This window comes from Microbulbifer variabilis, from assembly GCF_020524905.1.
In the GTDB taxonomy this organism is placed as follows: Bacteria; Pseudomonadota; Gammaproteobacteria; order Pseudomonadales; family Cellvibrionaceae; genus Microbulbifer; species Microbulbifer variabilis_A.
Genome location: NZ_JAIVKI010000010.1, coordinates 1 through 20,315 on the forward strand (window position 1 = coordinate 1; position 20,315 = coordinate 20,315).

17 protein-coding genes are annotated in these 20,315 nt (G+C 48.5%); 3 read left to right on the forward strand and 14 right to left on the reverse strand.

Annotated features, from left to right (window positions below; all coding sequences use genetic code 11):
* Positions 1–83: 83 nt before the first annotated feature.
* The 5 genes from LC073_RS12320 to LC073_RS12340 form a co-directional block, all read right to left on the reverse strand.
* Positions 84–833, reverse strand: coding sequence for a hypothetical protein (locus LC073_RS12320; protein WP_226647482.1), 750 nt, complete (start codon positions 831–833; stop codon positions 84–86).
* A gap of 96 nt (positions 834–929) precedes the next feature.
* Positions 930–1,385, reverse strand: coding sequence for an HNH endonuclease family protein (locus tag LC073_RS12325; RefSeq protein WP_226647484.1), 456 nt, complete (start codon positions 1,383–1,385; stop codon positions 930–932).
* Positions 1,386–2,418: 1,033 nt separating this feature from the next.
* On the reverse strand, positions 2,419–5,526 hold the full coding sequence (locus LC073_RS12330; RefSeq protein WP_226647486.1) for an efflux RND transporter permease subunit: 3,108 nt from the start codon (positions 5,524–5,526) through the stop codon (positions 2,419–2,421).
* Positions 5,527–5,568: 42 nt separating this feature from the next.
* Positions 5,569–6,633: an efflux RND transporter periplasmic adaptor subunit gene (locus LC073_RS12335; protein WP_226647488.1), complete on the reverse strand. Its 1,065-nt coding sequence runs from the start codon at positions 6,631–6,633 to the stop codon at positions 5,569–5,571.
* A 33-nt stretch (positions 6,634–6,666) separates the two neighbouring features.
* Complete coding sequence (locus LC073_RS12340) at positions 6,667–7,194, reverse strand: TetR/AcrR family transcriptional regulator (RefSeq protein WP_226647490.1); 528 nt, start codon at positions 7,192–7,194, stop codon at positions 6,667–6,669.
* Positions 7,195–7,366: 172 nt separating this feature from the next.
* Here LC073_RS12340 and LC073_RS12345 point away from each other — a divergent pair, with 172 nt between their 5' ends.
* Positions 7,367–7,762 (forward strand): YchJ family protein, encoded by a 396-nt coding sequence (locus tag LC073_RS12345; RefSeq protein ID WP_226647492.1) that lies wholly within the window; start codon positions 7,367–7,369, stop codon positions 7,760–7,762.
* On the opposite strand, the gene LC073_RS12350 is transcribed toward LC073_RS12345, so the two are convergent.
* Complete coding sequence (locus LC073_RS12350) at positions 7,759–7,983, reverse strand: hypothetical protein (protein ID WP_226647494.1); 225 nt, start codon at positions 7,981–7,983, stop codon at positions 7,759–7,761. The two genes, LC073_RS12345 and LC073_RS12350, sit on opposite strands and share 4 nt — an antisense overlap.
* Positions 7,984–8,116: 133 nt before the next feature.
* A complete protein-coding gene (locus LC073_RS12355; protein WP_226647497.1) occupies positions 8,117–9,325 on the reverse strand; it encodes an RtcB family protein in 1,209 nt (402 codons plus the stop codon).
* Positions 9,326–9,780: 455 nt separating this feature from the next.
* Here LC073_RS12355 and LC073_RS12360 point away from each other — a divergent pair, with 455 nt between their 5' ends.
* A complete protein-coding gene (locus LC073_RS12360) occupies positions 9,781–10,536 on the forward strand; it encodes a pseudouridine synthase (RefSeq protein ID WP_226647499.1) in 756 nt (251 codons plus the stop codon).
* A gap of 90 nt (positions 10,537–10,626) precedes the next feature.
* Here LC073_RS12360 and LC073_RS12365 read toward each other — a convergent pair whose 3' ends face one another.
* The 6 genes from LC073_RS12365 to LC073_RS12390 all read right to left on the reverse strand — a co-directional run bounded on the left by LC073_RS12365 (position 10,627) and on the right by LC073_RS12390 (position 17,570).
* A complete protein-coding gene (locus tag LC073_RS12365; RefSeq protein ID WP_413231448.1) occupies positions 10,627–11,856 on the reverse strand; it encodes a patatin-like phospholipase family protein in 1,230 nt (409 codons plus the stop codon).
* A 204-nt stretch (positions 11,857–12,060) separates the two neighbouring features.
* Positions 12,061–13,074: a YhdH/YhfP family quinone oxidoreductase gene (locus LC073_RS12370; protein WP_226647503.1), complete on the reverse strand. Its 1,014-nt coding sequence runs from the start codon at positions 13,072–13,074 to the stop codon at positions 12,061–12,063.
* A gap of 55 nt (positions 13,075–13,129) precedes the next feature.
* Entirely contained in the window at positions 13,130–14,281 is a 1,152-nt protein-coding gene (gene sohB, locus LC073_RS12375; protein WP_226647505.1) for a protease SohB, read from the reverse strand.
* 47 nt (positions 14,282–14,328) lie between these two features.
* Positions 14,329–14,889, reverse strand: coding sequence for a cation/multidrug efflux pump (locus LC073_RS12380; protein ID WP_226647700.1), 561 nt, complete (start codon positions 14,887–14,889; stop codon positions 14,329–14,331).
* Positions 14,890–15,024: 135 nt separating this feature from the next.
* The gene (gene nudC, locus LC073_RS12385; RefSeq protein ID WP_226647508.1) at positions 15,025–15,840 is read right to left on the reverse strand and encodes an NAD(+) diphosphatase; all 816 of its coding nucleotides are present in this window, start codon (positions 15,838–15,840) and stop codon (positions 15,025–15,027) included.
* Positions 15,841–15,860: 20 nt separating this feature from the next.
* Positions 15,861–17,570: a hypothetical protein gene (locus LC073_RS12390; RefSeq protein WP_226647509.1), complete on the reverse strand. Its 1,710-nt coding sequence runs from the start codon at positions 17,568–17,570 to the stop codon at positions 15,861–15,863.
* A gap of 366 nt (positions 17,571–17,936) precedes the next feature.
* On the opposite strand from LC073_RS12390, the gene nhaB reads away from it, so the two are divergent.
* Positions 17,937–19,472: a sodium/proton antiporter NhaB gene (gene nhaB / locus LC073_RS12395; RefSeq protein WP_226647511.1), complete on the forward strand. Its 1,536-nt coding sequence runs from the start codon at positions 17,937–17,939 to the stop codon at positions 19,470–19,472.
* 110 nt (positions 19,473–19,582) lie between these two features.
* Here the strand turns inward: nhaB and dnaQ are convergent, their stop codons facing one another.
* Positions 19,583–20,311: a DNA polymerase III subunit epsilon gene (dnaQ, locus tag LC073_RS12400; RefSeq protein ID WP_226647513.1), complete on the reverse strand. Its 729-nt coding sequence runs from the start codon at positions 20,309–20,311 to the stop codon at positions 19,583–19,585.
* Between the last annotated feature and the right edge of the window lie 4 nt (positions 20,312–20,315).

The following is a 20,315-nucleotide window of genomic DNA, read 5'->3' on the forward strand; positions in this document are numbered from 1 at the left end:
CAGCTTTCCAGGGTCGCTGCATCATGAGCGGTAATTGTGAAAACGTCAGGAGTATCCATGGGGCAAGTATACGCGAACTCAAATTACGTAACCTTATTTTCCGCATGGACCACTAGAGTAGCTTTTAAGGGGGTGGAGAGGCTTCGAATCTTATTCAGAAGTCGTAACTCATGCAGAACTCCTCGCGATCCCCGAGACCTGTCAGCTAAAATGAGTGCACAAGCACTACTGACTGCCAGAGTGGAACTGTTGCTCAAAGCATAGCGTTCGGCCGCCTGCAAGTTTGGCCAGCGACTGATCTCCTCAATGCCACTCAAGCGGCTGTTTTCCGCTAACCAACGCCCGATAGCCGCAACCTGAGCACTATCCAGCGGAAAACTGGGTACCGGAAAGCTATCAGTCACACTGGTATCTGTATCCGGCTTAAGGATCAAACGCAACAGGGGAAAATTGATACGGATATCATCCGCGTTTATTTCGATGAAATACTCTTCATCGCAATATATGCGCGCGGGATAATAGAGAAGAGGGGCACAAAGTTTACGCTTGGAATTAATACCTAACTGAGCTGGGAGTTCACCGGAGATATAAAAGAGCGAATAAATCAAGCTGCGCTCTTTTCGATAAGTATCCACCTGCTCTGCAAGCTGTGCCGCTGAGGCACTCACCAAAGGGATTCTGGGCAGCTCACCACCGGACAAAAAGTCCCGCTCACTGAAAAATACTCGGCGGTCATCCGCAAGCCGGGCAATATTACTCAGTGATAAATCGTGACTATCCGCTTGATAGCAACACCTGAAATATTCGATCAATATCCTTGAGGAGTCCCGCATATCCGCCCGCACTTCCAATTCGAGGTAAAATGCTACCCGAAATTATCAAATTGCGACAGGTACTCCTCTTGATGGAGGTGATAACTTGAGCTCTGGCTAGCCTTCACTGGCCATAGTGCGCAGCCTCTGGGATTCGCCTGAACTCAGACTTAAGCCATACTTATCAACAATAGATATAAATCGCTGCACATAAATTTTTCCGACGGGTGCATAAGGCGGCATCCACTCATCGGGCCCCTTGTCCCCCTTACTTTGGTTGCGGCCATCATCCACTAGCCACAGGTTATCGATATCTTCAGCGAATTGCCTTTTTTGCTCACGACTCCAACTGGCTCCGCCATGATCATAGGCCCACTTCAGAGGTACTATATGCTCTACATCAAGATCAGAAGCCTTGCTGTAGAAGTTGCCCGTGTAAGGATCCAACCACAACCCCGTGGCAACCTTACATTGGTTGGCGCGAGTATAGGTTACAGGCGAAAGAGAATAACGGATCAGTAACTCATGCCGGGTATCTTGGCAGTCCTGATCTGCGTCGGACCACTGAGGCAACCACTCTGCCCTATCATAACTGATCGCGAATACGGGAAGACTCAAGGATGCTAGTAAAGCAGGTAATAAAAAGCTTGAAAATGATCGAACACTCATACAACAACTACCAATCAAATCAGTGGCTAGATTACAAGAAAAATAATTAGAAGGGTATGAGCCGGTTCAAATTGGCAGCTGAAAAATCAATAATAGCTTTCAGGTTTCCATTGTAGGTGGGTAGAATCAAAAAGAAATCAAAGGATTATTTCGTGCATCGTCCTGTGATCTTCATTATGTATTCAACTTTAATAGTAAAAGTCCTTCTCTTGATATCCCCGAAACCATCATCAAATTCGACCCAGCCTTCGACATTATGAATGCAGTCGCCTCGATACTTAGATTTAGAGCCTTTTGGTCCAGAGACTGCGATGAGCTTAGCTATATGTGGAAGTGGAGCGTATCGTTTAACAAATTTCTGACTTACTTGAATTGCGTAACGGGAGTAAATGCAAGCTTCCTAAGCTAATTCTTCGGGTGTTTTAGAGCAACTGGCCAGTGCAACCGCAACACATAGTGCGATAAAAAACGCATTCACAAACCTTTGTTTTATTTCTATTTTTAATTTCAAATTTAAAGGCTACAGGTTATCTGCCCCCTCTACCGTGCCGATAGGATTCTTCTTACAAGTAAATACTTCTTCCGGAAAAATTGAAAAGGTCGAAATATGGAAACCTAGGAACTCTTGATTGTTTTTCATGTTGCTCCTGCATAGACCTCATCAGAGGAAGGCAGGTAGTGATGAAGACGCAACAGCGTAGTAGCTCTTAGTGACAGGCTTAATAAGCTTTCATTACAGGTATCAATAGACTTTCCACTCTAACAACAAGAATAACTAGCCAACAAAATGTAACTTGGATTCAGGAAGAATCCTGGTGAAAAAGGTATCCACAAGGAGAATGGGGGAAAATGAGGAGAGAAATAATTCCACACAACAACCTGATGGCGTTGTGTGGAATATCTAGAGATCAAACTTTATTAGAGTAGGCCTCAGCTGTTATGCAGAAACCGGTTCTCCTGAAGAGGCTTTCTTTGGCCTAGCTATTTCTTCTGCCTGACTACCCTCTACCTCATCGGGTTTCACTTTGTGGAAGACCGCGTAGAAAACCGGGATTGCAATCAGGGTTAGCACTGTCGCAAAACCCAGCCCACCCATTATGGTCACAGCCATATCCGCGAAGAATGCATCAAATAGCAGTGGCGACATCCCCAGAATAGTAGTGACCGCTGCAAGGAATACCGGGCGTAAACGACTGACACTCGCATGCTTTATTGCAGTGAGCCTGGGCAAACCAGCATGAGTTTGCACCTCAATCTCATCCACCAAAACCACAGCATTTTTAATCAGCATTCCGGATAAACTCAGTACACCAAGAAGTGACATAAACCCAAATGGCAGTCCAGTCGCCAGCAAGCCTACAACCACGCCCACCAAACACATAGGAACCACTAACCAGATAATCACGGGTTCACGCACAGTACCGAACAGTAAGATCGATACCAAAATCATGATCAGGAAACCGAGTGGCAAGCCTTTACCCAGAGACTTCTGTGCATCGGTAGAGCTTTCATATTCACCACCAAATTCCACTTTAAAGCCAGGAGGTAACTGCATTTTTTCCACCCAAGGGCGGATTCGCCCAAAAGCAGACATAGCAGTAACACCTTCCGGGGCATCGGCACTGATTGTGATAGTAGGTACCCGATCGCGCCTTTGGATCAGACCCTCATCCGCAGCAACCTCAAAATCGGTAATCAATTGTCCAGCCGGTATATATCCCTGCTCATTGGGACTCCACACCAGGCGATCTTCCAGAGAACCTACCTGGTTCCTATCCCCCGCTGGCATACGCGCAATAATGGGAATAATGCGATCACCGCTCTCGAAATCACCGACGGTATAACCGGCAGTGGCAAATTGAATCATCCGACTAATATCGGTATTCGTGACACCCGCTACGCGGGCTCGCTCATCATCAAGGTGCGCATGAATTGTAGATTCACGACTGCGCCAATCGTGGCGGATATCTTCGAGCCCCTTTTCACGGAATTGCTGTTCAACATCCTGAGCAAGCGCTCGCAAGGTTTGAAAGTCCTGCCCTGAAATCCGCACCTCCACATCGGCACCGCCACCGGGGCCAAATACCAAACGCTTGAAGGTAATCAGCGCTTCAGGCTGCTCTTCACGTAGTCGTGCTTTAGCGCTTTCTATAAGCTGGGGGATTTGCTCACGCTTCTGGGCGCGAACAATCAACTGGCCATAGGACGCGTTGGGCGGTTCGGGAGCATAGGTCAGCATAAATCGATCAGCTCCACGGCCTGCAACGGCAGTTACAGAAACCACTTCTTCCTGTTCCTTAAAATACTCTGTTGCCTGCTGAAGGGCCTTATCGGTGCGATTGATATCACTACCCTGAGGCATGTAGTAATTCACATAGAATAAAGGAGCATTGGAGTTCGGGAAGAATCCCTGCTTCACAAAGCCAAAGGCGAAGTAGCTCACCAAAGTAACCACAACCAGCAAGCCGATCGTCAGGCCGCGATGTTTCAAAGCACCGGACAAGGCTCCGGAATACATATTGTAAAAGCGACCGTTATAAGGATCTTCTGAATCCGAGTCCTTGCCAGGCTTGAACAGGTGATAACCCAAATAGGGGGTTACGGTTACAGCGAGAATCCAGCTGAGCAGCAGTGATATACCAATCACAGCAAACAGGGAGAAGAGGAATTCACCGGTGGCATCGTCAGATAGCCCGATGCCAGAAAATGCCATAATGCCAATAACCGTGGCGCCCAGAAGTGGCCAGAATGTCTGGCGCACTACCCGGCTGGCAGCACCCTTGGGCTCTTCATTTCTCTGAACCCCCATCAACATGCCTTCAGCCACTACGATAGCATTATCTACCAGCATGCCCATGGCAATGATAAGGGCACCGAGGGAAATCCTCTGTAGATTCAAACCAAACAGATTCATGATCAATACGGTTCCCAGAACCGTTAGGCCAAGTACGGTACCCACCACTACGCCGGAGCGCCAGCCCATAAAAACACAGAGTACTAAGGTGACGATGACAACTGAAGAGACGAGGTTAAACAAAAAGCCATCGACACTTTCTTCCACCACCTGATGCTGCGCATAAACCGGGTGAATTTCCACCCCCAGTGGCAGAGCCAGCTTTATCTCCTCAAGTTTTGCCTCTACGGCCTTACCAACATTAACAATGTTGGTATTTTCTGCACCTGCCACACCGAGCAATACGGCCTGCTTGCCATCATAACGGGCGATAAAGCTCGGGCTTTCATCGTATCCCATAGAGATATCTGCGATATCCCTGATAGCCAGCATTGCCGTAGAACCGGGCACTCCCACAAGAATATTGCGGATAGCTTCCAAGTCGCTTGCAGGATTATCGACTACGATGCGGGTACGTAAATCCTGGCCACCAATTTCGCCAACTTTTTGCGTGGAGCTTTCCGATTGCAGGACCTTTGCCAAATCATCCAGAGAAAAACCAAACTGAGCGAGTCGGGATTCATCAATATCTAAATAGGCAACCTCATCAATGATTCCGGAGCGGGATACTTTCGCTACCCCCTCTACACCGAGTAATTCACGGCGAATCGCTTTGGTAATTTCCCGCATTTCCGTCAGGGAAAAACCCTCACCGGTAATTGCGTAATAAATACCATAGACCTCACCGAAATCATCATTGACCACGGAAGGATAAGCCCCACTGGGCAGATCTCTTTGGGCATCATTTACCTTTCGTCGCAACTCGTCCCATACCTGAGCCAATTCCTCAGAAGCATATTGGTCCTTGATCTCTACACGAATCTCTGACATTCCCGGACTGGATGTAGAGGTGACCAGATCCAGCTGTCCCATTTGCTGGATAGCGACTTCGAGCTTTTCAGTTACTTCCTCTTCCACTCGCTGAGCACTAGCGCCGGGATAAAAGGTATAGACACGGGCTTCTTTGATAGTAAAGGCCGGATCTTCCAGGCGGCCAATATCTGACAACCCCCAGAGCCCGCCAAATAAGCAAATCAACATCAGCAGCCAGCTGTAAACCGGCTTTTCGATAAATATGTCAGAAATCTTCACAATATTCCCCCCCTGTTCACAGGGCCAAAGCTCACAGGCAAATTAGTGCTGCACATAGTTGCGAACTTTTGCACCGTCATAGAGGTGCTGACCGCCCGCAGCCACCAGCTTCATTGCCGGCGACAAGCCCTGAATAATTTGTACGGCCTCACCATTAGTACGACCGAGAGCTACCTGAACCCTGGAAACAGACTGGTCTTCATTAATTTGCCAAACATAGGGTTCCCCCCCACTACTGCTCTGAACCGCCGCCAGAGGAATCCAAAAATCTCCACTACCTTCCTTCATTTTGACGGTAACCCTGGCCGTCATGCCGGGAAGAATCTGAACATTCTGCGGTCGCGGCATACCCAGCTCCACAGCGTAAGTCTGTGTCACACTATCGGCTTCCGCTTGATGTTCACGGTATTTCAATGCGAACTGCTTACCCGGCAGGAATTCGAACTCGGCAAAAACTGAGCTAATCTGCTCTTCGTTAACTGTGGCCAGTAGTTTTTCCGGTACAGAAATCTGAATACGCACTTCAGAAATGTTCTGCAAACGCACAATCGGCTGACCAGGTTGAACGTTGGTGTAATTTTCTACGAGTTGCCTTGTTGCCAAGGCATCAAAGGGGACTGTTAATTTGGTATATGCCAAATCCTGTTCCGCTCTTTCCAATGTCACTTTGGCAAGATCAAAATTACTCTCGGTTTCATCCAGCTGCTGCTGGGAAATCACTTTCGAATTTGCCAGGGAGCGCTGTCTATTCAGTGTCTTTTCCAAAAGCTCAACATTCACGCGAGCTTCCTTAACCCGGCGCCGATAATCTCGATCATCAAGCTCCGCGATAAGGGTACCTTTAGGGATGATCTCCCCTTCGCGAAGATTTAACTTATCGAGCTTACCGCCAACCTGAAAGGAGAGGTCCACGCTCTGTACAGCTTTCACCCTGCCGGCAAATTGGCGATCGGCAACTTTATTTGTGCTCTGGACAGTGGCGATTTTCACGGGCCATAGCCGTTCAGCCTGTTGCTCCTCTTTTTCCGAGCCGGAGCAGCCCGCAAAAATGACCACCGCCGCCATCAAAAGGGCCAGGGGGGCACGAGAACTTACCGACAATTTCATATTCGTCATCCAAAAGCGTGTTTAAGAAAAAAATCAGGCGAGATCTGTAGAAAGCATCAACAATCGTTCACGTAAACGGTCGAGCATTGGGTCTTCAGGTTCCACAACACCCAACACCCGCCCAAAGAACAAACCTTGAGCAGCGAGAATTAACAGTTGCGCCAGTTCGGGGTCCTTGTAAGTTCGGGAAATTTCACTCCGAAGTTCCACTTCCTTTATTTTCACAGGCTCAAGAAGCGCAGGGTCTTCGGCTACTGCCGCGATTAGCGAGCGTGGCAAACCCTCATCATCTTCCATTAGTTCGAAAATTGAACTCAATCGAGAGGTCAGCAAGTCACCGCCCGCCTTAGCACAAGCCTCAGCACTGGCATCCTCCCTGGCAATCGCCGACTCCAACATCGCCTTAAGAAGAGACTGCTTAGTCCTAAAGTGGTGAATTAGACCGCCCTTACTCAACCCGCACTGGGCAGCCACTGCATCCAGAGTGAGCTTACGCGCCCCCTTCTCTCGAACCACCTCTTCGGCAGCACGGACAATGGCAGATTTATCGACTCTCGACACATGACCTCCCGGACACACCCAACAAACCAACCGGCTGGTCGGTATCTTAGCGATCCCCTGTAAAAGGTCAAGCTATGCTACCCTCTGTCACCGTCCAGAAAGGTTAAAAAGTGTTTACGAAACTGCGACGACCAGATGAACGGAAATAATCGGTCCTGCTATGGAGTTATTTATGACGGATCATACCTGCCCCTGTGGCTCAGGTGAGAAATTTCAAGGTTGCTGCAACCTCTACCTCTCGGGGCAAACCTATCCCAATACTGCCGAGGCTCTAATGCGCAGCCGCTACAGCGCTTATACGATGGGAAACCTGGCCTATCTGCGCAAAACCTGGCACCCAGACACTTATCCCGATCTCTCCCAGGAGGACCTGGAAACCCAGTGGACCCGCTTGGAAGTTATCAAGAGTAAACCTGGCCTGAAAAAGTCGGTGGTGGAATTTAAGGCTTGGTATTCAGAGAATGATCAGGAACATGTAATTCATGAAGTATCCCTGTTCAAGCTTTACAAAAAGAGATGGGTTTACCTGGAGGCACTCCCCGGCTGGCCAGAAGAAAGCAGGAATTAACAACCGGCAAGAATCTGCGGAAAAATAAAGCAAGCCACAGCTACAAATGGGGACGTATCGCGGGAGTCCTTCCACTCCCGCGCTTCCCTCTTCATTTTTTGCTTATCGACAAAACGCTCTCCTGACTTTGCTTTCACATGAGCACCGCCCTTACCCATTAGAGGGTTACGCGCGACATAATTACGGATTTTTCCAGTCGTCTTAGGTGGAATTTTTTTCATAAACATTTCCCTTTATCGAATATTTTGGCAATCATGCGCCAAAAGCTAAGATATTTTCTTGGTAATTTCGGCCAAGTAACCAACTTGTGCCACATCAAATAACTCCTTCTTATAGTTACTAAAAACTAGAAACCTACCCCTTAATACATATCACCTGACGGAGGGTATTTTCCACTTCAACAAGATCTGACTGATTATCCATTACTTGGTCTATATCTTTATAAGCCGCTGGGATTTCATCGATCACTCCCTTGTCTTTACGGCATTGAACGTCTCTAGTCTGCTCTTCAAGATCTTGCCGGGTAAATCTCTGGCGCGCCGCGGTACGGCTCATTTTACGGCCTGCTCCATGAGCGCATGAGTGGAATGATTCGGCATTGCCACGCCCACGCACAATATAGGACTTGGCTCCCATTGAACCCGGAATAATTCCCAATTGATCTTTTCTCGCGCTGATCGCCCCTTTTCGGGTAATAAAGACATCTCGCTCAAAATGGCGTTCGCGTACCACATAATTGTGATGACAATTGATGGCTTCACTGGCAAGGGTAAATTTTGGCAAGTGATTCTTCAGGCAATTCAAAACCAGCTTCATCATCTCTTGCCGATTGACTCGAGCGTACTCCTGGGCCCAGTTTACCGCCTCAAGGTAATCATCAAAGTGAAGGTTACCTACGGTAAAGTAAGCTAAGTCTTTATCTGGCAAATTATGCATATGTCCCGTCATATCCTTTCGAGCCAACTGAATAAAGTGCTGCCCAATGGCATTGCCAATACCTCGACTGCCTGAATGCAGCATCACCCAAACTGCATTGTTTTCGTCCAGACAAATTTCAATAAAATGATTGCCGCCACCCAGGGTACCCATTTGGGTGACCCAGGTTTTCTGTGGTTGATGCAGCTTTTTTAAAAGCCCAGGATGTTTTTCAAACAATCTATTCGCACCGGGAGCTAAAAGTTTGCAGGCAGATTCCCTGGCACTGATCATCTTGTGACGACCCTGTCCAATGGGTACTTTCACCTCAATGGTCTCCCGCAATGCTTTCAGATTGTCTGGCAACTGATGGGCATGCAACGAAGTTCGCACGGCATTCATTCCGCAGCCAATATCCACTCCTACCGCAGATGGGATTACCGCGCTCACTGTTGGAATTACCGAGCCAACGGTTGCTCCCTTACCCAAATGCACATCCGGCATTGCTGCCACGTGCGAGTGAATGATGGGTAACTGAGCTATATTTTTTAGCTGCTGCAAGGCCTGCGGCTCGATTTCATCAGTATATATTTTTACCGGCACACTACCTTGCGATGCATTTTTATTGAGCACAATTTTTACGGGCATATAGAGTCCTTGGATTGATCCAATAAATTAATAGTAGCTCTCCAAAGCCCTAAACGAAAAAGCCCCGGCAAATGCCAGGGCTCTAGAGAATTCTGGCTTGAAAAGCTCAATCACTTTTCAAGCTGAAGCACATGAAAAGCGATCAAAAAAATAGGTTGTTAATATCTACATTTCGCATTTCATGACCCCTTCGCGGCTGCGTTCCGCATTTGAAAAAGAAAATCTAATGGAAAATGCTAGCATCAAATACTTTCTAGCTAGCGATGAAATCTACTGTGAAGTTTATTGCCTAACCCCAGGATGTCAACCTAAAATTAAGCTTCTTTTTGGTGTTTTTTCCTCATAGATGCCAGCTGCGCACAAAACTCCATTGCTGACCAGGGTTTTTAAATGCAATCAGCGTCCCGCAGCAATACACTAGGCTCCCAGAAAAAGAACTTGTAATAGATCGAACAATGAGTTGCGAACCAGAAATTATTTTTGAGGACGAGCATTTGCTTACTGCCTATAAGCCCGAAGGCTGGCTTGTTCATCGCTCGGAGATTGACCGCCATGAGACGCGAATTCTCCTACAATACTTACGCGACCTAAGTGGTTCTCATTTATATCCGGTACATAGGCTAGACAAACCTACATCCGGGATCATCATCTTTGGCAAAAGTAGTGAAGTCGCCTCCCGGTTGCAACAACAGCTGGAAAGTGAATATTCCCTTAAAAATTATCTTGCCGTGTGCCGTGGATATTGTCCAGAGCAAGAAACGATAGATTACCCACTCCCACCAGTAGCAGATTTTAAGCACCAGAGAAAACGTGCTAAATCAGAGCTTCCCCGACAAGAGGCTATTACCCTCTTTCGCAGACTTGCTACCGTGGAATTACCTTATGCAGTAGACCGCTATCCCACCAGCCGTTATTCACTGGTAGAAATTCAATTAAAGACCGGCCGTCGCCATCAGATCCGTAGACATTTTAAGCATATCCAACATCCGCTGATTGGTTGCCCCAAATACGGAAAGTCTTCCCACAATCGATTTTTCTCCCAGCAATTTGATTGCAGGAGGCTACTATTACACGCTGTAGGATTAGAAATAAAGCATCCCGTTAGCGGCAAATTACTAGCATTACGAGCTAAACCCCGTGGGGAATATAAGAAGCTGCTGGATATACTGGGCTGGACGAATACTTTAAACCACTGGAACAGCAGTGTTTAACTTTAAAAAAGGCCGACAAAAATATTTATAATAAATCTTACATTTAGGAAAATGAGAGTACTTTAGCTTTACTTATGACACTAAAGGCAGCTAGGAAATATCTCCCTGCCCAATCTGATCCTCAGCTCCCTTCCTTCGCACACCAAAAAGGCCCTTACGTTCGATCTCAAGCCTGGGATGGGGCCTTAAAAAATAACGCAACTTATCTTTCTCCCACATCGCATCCTGGTAGCCGAGTTCTATCAATTCTTCGATATATGGCCTCTCAAAAAGTAAATAACTCGCCGCAGAGACCCCACCACCGGAACGGGTTGCCCCGGTGGAGCGAAACAACCAGCGTAATGCCGGCGGCAGATACTTTAATTTTCTTCCCCCCAGCCTGGCTAAACTCTGCGAGGGTTCAATAACGACCGATTCTACTGGTCTCAGGGGAGACAGATCCGCAAATTTTTCCTCATCTACAGAATCCAGCAAAGTATTGACCCTATCCATGTGCTCCAGGTCACCTTCCAAACTGTCAATAAAAGCAGCATTGAACCATTGAGCAGCAATCTGGGCCATTGAGGGAGAGTGAATTTGGTTATCGCTACGCCGACTCCCCCAGTGAATTGGCGAGCGATTATCGGAAACACCAACAATAAAAACGCGTTTGGCACCGAGATGGAGGGCAGGACTAATGGGAGCCATCTGACGGATTGCGCCATCGCAGTAATAAATATCATCGATCTTTACAGCAGGAAATATTGCAGGAATTGCTGCAGAGGCCAACAAGTGGTCTACGGTCAACCGCGTAGAAATGCCGAAACGGCGAAAGCGCTGCCAACTTCTCACCCCATCGACAGCCTGATAAAAGCTTACCGACTCACCTTCACTATAGGAAAGTGCATTAATACAAGTTGCGTGCAAGTGGCCCGCATCTATATTTTTTTGGATATTATCAAAATTGATTACATCCCCTAAAAGCTTGCGCAAAGGAGAATTATCGAGTAGTGCGAGAGGTTTTTGTCGACCCACCCCCTGATTGAACAATGACCGACTGATCGACAATAAATTACTAAAAAGGCTAAACCAGCTGGTGCGGTACACCCGCTCCACACTCAGGCTCATCCATACAGAGCACATGCTTTCAATCGCTTCTTTAAATGTGCCAGGATGGGCTGCCAACATCATGGCATTCATAGCGCCGGCAGATGTACCGCAAATGATTTTAAAAGGTCTTGGGTTATCTTCAGGTACCACTTCAGCCAAGGCTTTTAGAACACCTGCCTGATAAGCAGCACGGGCGCCACCACCCGAGAGTACTAGCGCGCTGTTCTGCACAGGAACCAGAGACTTTTCGCTACCATTAGACACTGCAATCTTCCAACAGAAACAGGCTATAAATCATGCTATTGGCTTTAAGGCTATTGAAAAGCACAAGCACAGACAAATACCATTACTTATATACAGTGACACAGGACAATCAATCACCAGTCCAGTTGCAGTTATCTAACACTCCAAATAAGCCTGGAATCCCTAATATCGTTAAAGAGCCATATTAACAACATAACGGCCAATACCATGCCCTCTGTGAAGCCGAGCAAGAAATTCCGGAGACTGTTCCAGAGAGATATCTTCAGCGATAAGTTTTAACTTGTCGCCGATATACCAAGGGCCAGCCAACTTTTGCCAGACAGCGGCTTTCTTCTCTATTGGCAACTCCACACTATCGACCCCCAACAGGCTGATACCACGCAAAATAAATGGGAACACATTCGCGTGAAATTGAGCACCAGAGGCCATACCACAGGCCGCCACGCCTCCGCCGTATGCCAGGGATTTCACCACATTGAAAAGTGTTTCTCCACCAACCGTATCTATTGCCCAGGCCCATAAAGGCTTGGCCATAGCCTTGTTGGCAAATGGGGCAAGAGTATCTCGATCAAGCACCTTCCAGGCGCCCAATTCGGTTAGGAAGTCTGCGGCTTCAAGTTTTCCTGTGACCGCAGCCACCCGAAAACCCAGCTTAGCGAGGAGAGCGACCGCAATTGAGCCCACCCCGCCAGTTGCACCCGTGACCAACACTTCACCATCTCCTGGCGTTGCGCCAGCCTCCAATAGTCGATCAACACACAAGGCAGCAGTAAGGCCAGCAGTGCCCAGCGCCATAGACTCCCTCGCGCTGAGGCCTTTTGGAAGAGGCAGCGCCCACTCACAAGGGATAGCAACGACCTCTGACAGGCCTCCGGGCGTGTTCATGCCCAAATCATAACCTGTGACCAATAGTTCGGCACCAGAGGGAAAGGTACCACTATGGTCCTCAATCACTGAGCCCACCGCATCAATCCCAGGTGTGTGTGGAAACTCCCTGGTAATACTGCGGTTGCCAAATGCAGACATGGCATCCTTATAATTTAAGGAAGAATAGGAAACACTAAGTAACAAAGGATTGCTCGGTAAATCACGGATGTGTCGATTCACCAGAAGCTGGTCGAATTTCCCGGCGGCAACCTCCTCCACCCGAATCGCTCGAAACTCCCTGTCCAGAAAGTTTTTCATGCCTGCATTATCCTAGTGACAGATTTTCCGTTAGGTTGCCCCTACCAGCACTGCATTATTGGGCGTGATGGCGCCAAGCGGTCAATTTTGAGAATAGACGTGTCAAGGCCGACTCTACACCGGCCTCAGCTGCCAACCCCATTTTCTTGGCGATATTTTTCTTCTCTTTATATTCCACCTGGAACAGGTCTGCATGCTTTGCGCATTCTGTCAGGTATTCATCAGAGGTTTTCAGTTCATCCACAAGCCCCATTGCGAGGGCTTTTTGCCCGAACCAAACTTCTCCCGTCGCTACCTTGGCAACGTCGAGTTTTGGGCGATATTCACTGATAAAGTGCTGGAAAAGTACGTGTATTTCTTCCAGATCACTCTGAAATTTCTCACGCCCCTCTTCTGTATTTTCCCCGAACATAGTTACCGTGCGCTTGAATTCACCTGCCGTAAAAAGTTCATAATCCACATCGTGACGCTTGAGCAAGCGATTGAAGTTAGGCAGCTGCGCCAATACACCGATTGACCCGAGCATTGCAAAAGGCGCAGCAAGGATTCTATCTGCCACACAGGCCATCATATAGCCCCCACTAGCCGCAACTTTGTCAACCGCAATGGTAAGTTGAATACCTGCGCTTCGCACCCGTGCCAGCTGACTCGCCGCCAATCCGTAATTGGCCACCATTCCCCCAGGGCTTTCCAGACAGAGCAACACTTCATCCCCCGCTTCAGCCACTTGCAGAATTGCGGTAATTTCCTCACGCAAATGTGAGAGTCCACTGGCTTTGATGTCACCATTGAATTGGGTTACGAAAATGCGTTTGCGCTCATCCGCCGTGCCGGCAGCTTTTTCGGACTGTTCAGAGGCTGCATCCCTCTGCAGCTCTTTTGTATCAGCTTCAGAGCTAGCTTCCTTAGATACCTTCCCTTTCGCAGCTGCTTTATGCCGCTTAACCAGCGCCTTCTCTTCAGCTTTTTTCTCTTTAGCAAGCTGCTTTTTACGCTGATTAAATTCGTGCTTTTCCATCAAAGCTTCGAGTAGAGTCTCTTTAAACTGCTCATAGCGGTCATTTAAGCGAGTAACACTGATGTGCCCTTGCACCCTTTCCCTCAGTTGCTCGCGATTAGCAAAAATAAACCCTACCAGTACCATCAGAGCAACGATAACAGTAACAATTTTTGCCAAGAACAGGCCATATTCAATTAAAAATTCCACTTATACTCCAGATTGCTGCCATGCAATTTTGATAATTATTAAGCTGCCTACTGCCAACCATCCAAGGCAGAGGTCGCCTGCTGATTCAATGGACGCGCTAATAAGCCACTGTGACTGATACGCACCTCGTAAACTGCACCATCTTCCATAGGCAAAAAGGTTGCGCTTCCATAAACCGCGTCAACGAAAGGAAGGTTTTTATCAAAGCCTCGCACAAATTGCCAAATATCGACTCCATAATTGGTGCCATCAATTTGATGCACAGAGCGTTCACGAAGTCGCTCGTCTTGCAAGGTAAGGTAGCGACCACTCAAACGATCCAAGCGGTATGCGGGCTCAATTCCCCAGCGCGCTAAAGGTCCTTGCCACTTCAGCATACGGGCATCCAGCTGCCACTGGTCACCATATAATTCAAATTTTTGCGAAATACCATCCGCATCAGAAAACTTTACTTCAAAATGCTGTTCCGCAATTTTTCTAAATGACACAATACCAACACTATGCTCATTGGCGAGATTTCGATAGCTATATACATCTGCTGCAACCAAAATAATCCAAAGGGCCAAACCAAAAAACACTAACCCTACCGAACCCCGCAAAAATCCCATCAACCAAGTGCCTCCCAACAGTACCCTCGCCCCCCAAAAAACGAGGAACAGCGCCACTATAGCTATTAGGAAGGTAATCACGATATACATGTCGATATTTAACCTCTCTCTGCTAATTCTGTAGGAACAGAAGATTTACGACTTCTTTCTGGTTGTCATTAAATTGGAAAATGTGTGGATCAACTGCCCAGATAAAGTTTGCACCGGTGGAATGGCGGGTAGTGATCGATAGTGGAACCACTGCGCCTCCTCGATCTCGTTTGGATCAGGACACAGCTCTCCCCCCCGCCATTCAGCCAAATATCCCAACATTAACTGACCTGGAAAAGGCCAGGGCTGACTGCCGACATACCTAAGGTTTCCAACCTCAAGCCCAACCTCTTCCCTAACTTCCCGCTTCAGAGCTTGTTCAGCACTTTCCCCCGGCTCGATAAATCCAGCCAGTGCGGTATAAGTGATATTTCTACGATTGGCATGACGGGCCAGCAGGCACTCCTCCCCGCGGGTCACCAACATAATGACGCAGGGGGAAATTCTCGGGTACACCGTCAACTGGCAGTTTGGGCAGATCCTGGCACGATCAATGGAGTGATAGTGGGTTTGCGTACCGCAGCGCCCACAAAAACGGTGATCTCGATCCCAGTAGGCAACCTGTAATGCTCGCCCGGCCAGAGCAAACAAATGCTCTTCGGTCGAAGTGAGCAAACTACGCAGATTGCGCCAGTCATGCCCCTGGATCTCGATCTGAGCAGATAGAACTCGAACGCCACAACTGCGCCCGCCCAGCTCACCGAGGTAGTGACTTGAGATACCAGCCTCAGTTGGCAGCAGACCCGCCTCGTGAATAAACTGATCTTTATTACAAAGAAGCAAGCCCTCGGCTACGATAATTTGCTGGGAGAACTCCGGGGCCTCCCAAACATTTGCAGCAGGCTCAAAGCGATCTACCAAAAAGTAACTCCTTTCTCCAGCTAGGCCGCTTCTACAGGGCAACCCAGTGCCGCCAAGCTTTCCACCGCGAGGTTCAATGATTGAACATCTGCTTGGCGATGCAATTTTACTTCACCGAGATAGTATTCCAGACTGATGATCGCATCAGCAAAAATATCCAGCAGCGGCTCAACTTCAGGGGCAGCATCATGTCGATCCACTACGGTTTCTACAAAATTCAGCAAACCTTCAACCACCGCTGCAGCACGACGAAGATTGAGTACGATCAAGCCTCCCCGAACGGAATTCAGAGTGGTTGAGACATTGCGAATATGGCCATGATCAAAGCCAGAGTCCGCATAAGCAGCCAGCGCCCGCTTAATTAGAGCAAGACCCGCTTCGGCCTCCTTGAGTACCGCGACTTCAGCCTCGGCCAGTTGGCTATGCTCAAAAGCAATATCAGCATGACCGTATTCATCGAGGTCAATACTGGTGCTATGTTTCAAGGCTCGCACAGTGCTGTCCACCATCAACACTTGGCCTGTAAGCTTCTGCAGGGCAGCGTCTGCAACAGAACCGCCAGCACCGGCTGCGCTCTGGTATTCAGCTACAGCGTTGCGAAGACTCTCCCCAATTCGCCTGAAATTAAGCATTTGTAAAGTTCCGGCGACTCTCTGCAAGGTACTGGTGAGACCGTCATCCTCATCGATGCCTGATATACCAATCATCTCGATATCATCGAGCATTCGTCGCACGCTGGACAATTCCTCATCGAGAGCACCAGCAACAGCTGAAATAGCGGTAGCACCGGGGCCGCCAAGGCTTGCACGCTCTCTTTCCAGCTCATCCTCGGTGTATTCAAGCTCTTCTGCAGAGAAGGCCTTGAGCAACTTAGCTCCACTTTCACTAGGCCGAGAAAGAGCCAGCCAATAGATACACTCTTTTAACAAGATCGGCGGTGCCGGTTGATCTAAGGCTGTATCACACTCTTTTTGCAAGGCGCGCAACCAGCGATCGAACATACTGAAGACCATCACCCGTGAGCGACTGATGCGCATTTCAGCGGCGGCCATACCGCCGAGCGCCGCACCGGCCACCAACCACAAACGCCCATTAGGACGACCCGTGGTAATACTGGCGATACGCTCCAGTGCCCGCGCCATCATGGTAAATGCCGGTCCCCTGGGCTTGCCACGCAATAGTGCCAGCAAACCCACTTGGTACATATGCCGAAACCTGCGCACAAAACTGCGTAAGTCCTCGGACATTACTGCCGAAGCCCCTAAGCCAGGCAGAGAAGCACTGAGGTTACAGCGAAAAAAATGGCTCTCAGGCACAGGGGGCTGGGAGCGCGCAGCACGTAAATTATTAATAAAAGGTATCAGTAACTCTGGGCGGGCAATCGCCCGGCTTTGTACGAAGTCTAGGTAGCGGCCGAGCACATAGAAACCCGTACCGAGGGCCTCCATCAGTTCTTCCGTGGGCTGTTGACGCCCCTCTAAAACCTCGATTAAAGCGGCGATCTTTTCCTGTGTCAGCAATTCACCCGCGTGGAGTTGCACCATCTGCAGGACCCCGCTCACTTGCCTAAGGGCAGCGACACACTGCTCCAGCGGCTGTTTCTGGGTGGTATCTGCTGCAAATTTATCCAGGTGAGCGGCAGCATTGTCTATCGCAACAACCAGCTCGTCCTTGACTACATTGACAGAAGTGATGTTGATCTTGCGCAATTCACTTTTTGCCTGCACCACTGCATTCTTCCTGTAACCGAACAAAAAACAACCAACTCAAGAGGAGTAGGCCTAATAAACGGCAATTTATACCAATAGCGAAAAGAGTCCACCTTTCCGCAGACAATTTCCACCGAATATTCGACAAAAACCCTGGCAATAAAGCAACGAGTCCTAAATTACTTGAATTTTCCAGAAAACCCAGTAGCGTTTGCTATTTTGATATTTGCGTCTGTACGCATTTTGTTCTTGCGCACAAAAAACAACCAACACTAGAAACATCGCCGCAAGAGGAAGAGCCATGGTAGCCGAGCAGATCATTGCCGCCCACTATTCTCTCCCAAGACTCCACTTCACCCAAAACCGGGTAAACCATGGAAGTAAATGATGAATACCTACAACAATGCAATAACGGCTTCCGGAAACGGTTTTGGCCGCGCCTTTGCTGATAATTTTCTCGGCGAGGCCCCTGACTGGTACAAGCTAACCATCGCCGCCTTCCTACTACTCAACCCACTCATACTCTATGTCAGCGGCCCCACCACCACCGGCTGGGTGCTAATCGGTGAATTTATATTTACCCTCGCCATGGCTTTAAAATGTTACCCGTTACAACCCGGCGGACTACTCGCTATTGAAGCGGTACTCATGGGAATGACAAGCGCTGATGCGGTTTACCACGAAGTGGTAGAGAACATCGAAGTTATTTTGCTGCTAATGTTTATGGTGGCTGGCATCTACTTTATGAAGAGCCTGCTGCTGTTTGTCTTCACCAAGATCCTGATCCATGTAAACTCTAAAAGCCTGCTATCTCTATTATTCTGCGCAGTAGCCGCGGTACTCTCTGCCTTCCTAGATGCACTCACCGTAACCGCTGTGCTGATTGCTGTTGCTGTGGGTTTTTACTCGGTATACCACCGAGTTGCATCTCAACAACCCCATCATCACCTGGCTCACGACCATTCCAACGATGAGCATGTAGTGGAGTATCACCGTGAGGACCTGGATCAGTTTCGAGCATACTTGCGCAGCCTGATCATGCATGGCGCTGTGGGTACTGCACTCGGCGGAGTTTGCACCCTCGTGGGCGAGCCACAAAATCTTCTGATCGCCGAGAAAGCCGGCTGGGAGTTTGTGCAATTCTTTTTGCAGATGGCTCCAGTAACCATTCCCACCCTAGTTGCAGGCCTTGTGACCTGCGTACTTTTAGAAAAAAGTAAACTTTTCGGTTACGGGGCTCAGCTTCCCCAGGCGGTACGTGAAGTCCTGTCGAATTTTGCACGGGAAGAGGAAAGTAAGCGTACCAATACCCAAGTTGCTGAACTCTGGGTACAGGGTATCGTCGCCGTAATGCTGGTTTTCGCTTTGGCCTTCCATATTGCAGAGGTTGGCATTATTGGCCTGATGATCATTGTATTACTGACCGCTTTCAATGGCATCGTTCAAGAAGCCCGCATTGGTCATGCTTTTGAAGAGGCCCTCCCTTTTACTGCGCTTTTAGTAGTATTTTTCGCGATAGTTGCAGTAATCCACCAACAACATCTATTTGAGCCAGTGACACACTTTGTACTATCTCAAAAGCCAGAACAGCAGCCAGGTTTGTTATTTGTCGCTAATGGTCTTCTATCCATGATTAGCGACAACGTGTTTGTGGCCACGGTTTATATCAATGAAGTTAAGTCCGCCTTCCTAGATGGCGATATTACTCGTGAACACTTCGATAAACTTGCCGTCGCCATTAACGCTGGCACCAATCTGCCGAGTGTTGCCACACCCAATGGCCAAGCAGCCTTTCTATTCCTTCTAACCTCAGCCCTTGCTCCGCTAATTCGCCTTTCTTATGGCCGCATGGTTCTTATGGCCTTACCTTACACATTAATACTCAGTACTGTTGCGCTGCTTTGTGTGATTTATGCTCTCTAGACAAAACTGGCCGGCGAATACACCGTGTTAGTTGGCGGTCTTAGGATGAGGACCAATGATAGAAGATAGCGAATAGATTAAAAAAGCCCGCAAAGCGGGCTTTTTATTGATTACCAGAAGTGCTTACCTGCGGATTTCTGTAACAGCTCAAGCATGGATTGATGCGCGTCTAACTCTTGTTCTGAGGCCTGGATTATTTTGAGAGGGTGCCGATTCGGAGAGAGCCTACGAATTACCGCTGAAGCGGCCTCCCCCTGCACCTGCTTGCTTTTCTCAGAGTTCTGTCCTTCCCCTCCCTGCGCCAAACCCAGATCGGTTTGCCCACCGGTCATCAGCAAATAGACGTCGGCGAGTATCTCGGCATCCAAAAGGGCGCCATGAAGGTCACGCTGAGAGTTATCGACAAAATAACGCTTACACAGCGCATCCAGATTATTCTTTTGGCCGGGATGCTTTTCTCGCGCCAAGGCCAGGGTATCGAGCACACTGCAATGGGCGTTCACATTCTGCCAACGCGGACTGCCCAACAACTTTAACTCGGCATTGATAAAGCCAACATCAAACGGCGCGTTGTGAATAACGAGCTCAGCACCCTCACAAAAAGCCATAAAGTCATCGGCAATCTGGGCAAAGATCGGCTTATCAGCAAGAAACTCATTGGTGATGCCGTGGACTTCAATGGCACCATCCTCCACCTGACGCTGAGGATTAATATATTGATGATAGTGGCGTCCAGTGAGCTTACGATTTTCAAGCTCTACACAGCCAATCTCAATAATCCGGTGACCGCTTTTGGGGTCTAGGCCGGTGGTTTCAGTATCCAGTACAACCTGGCGCATAGTT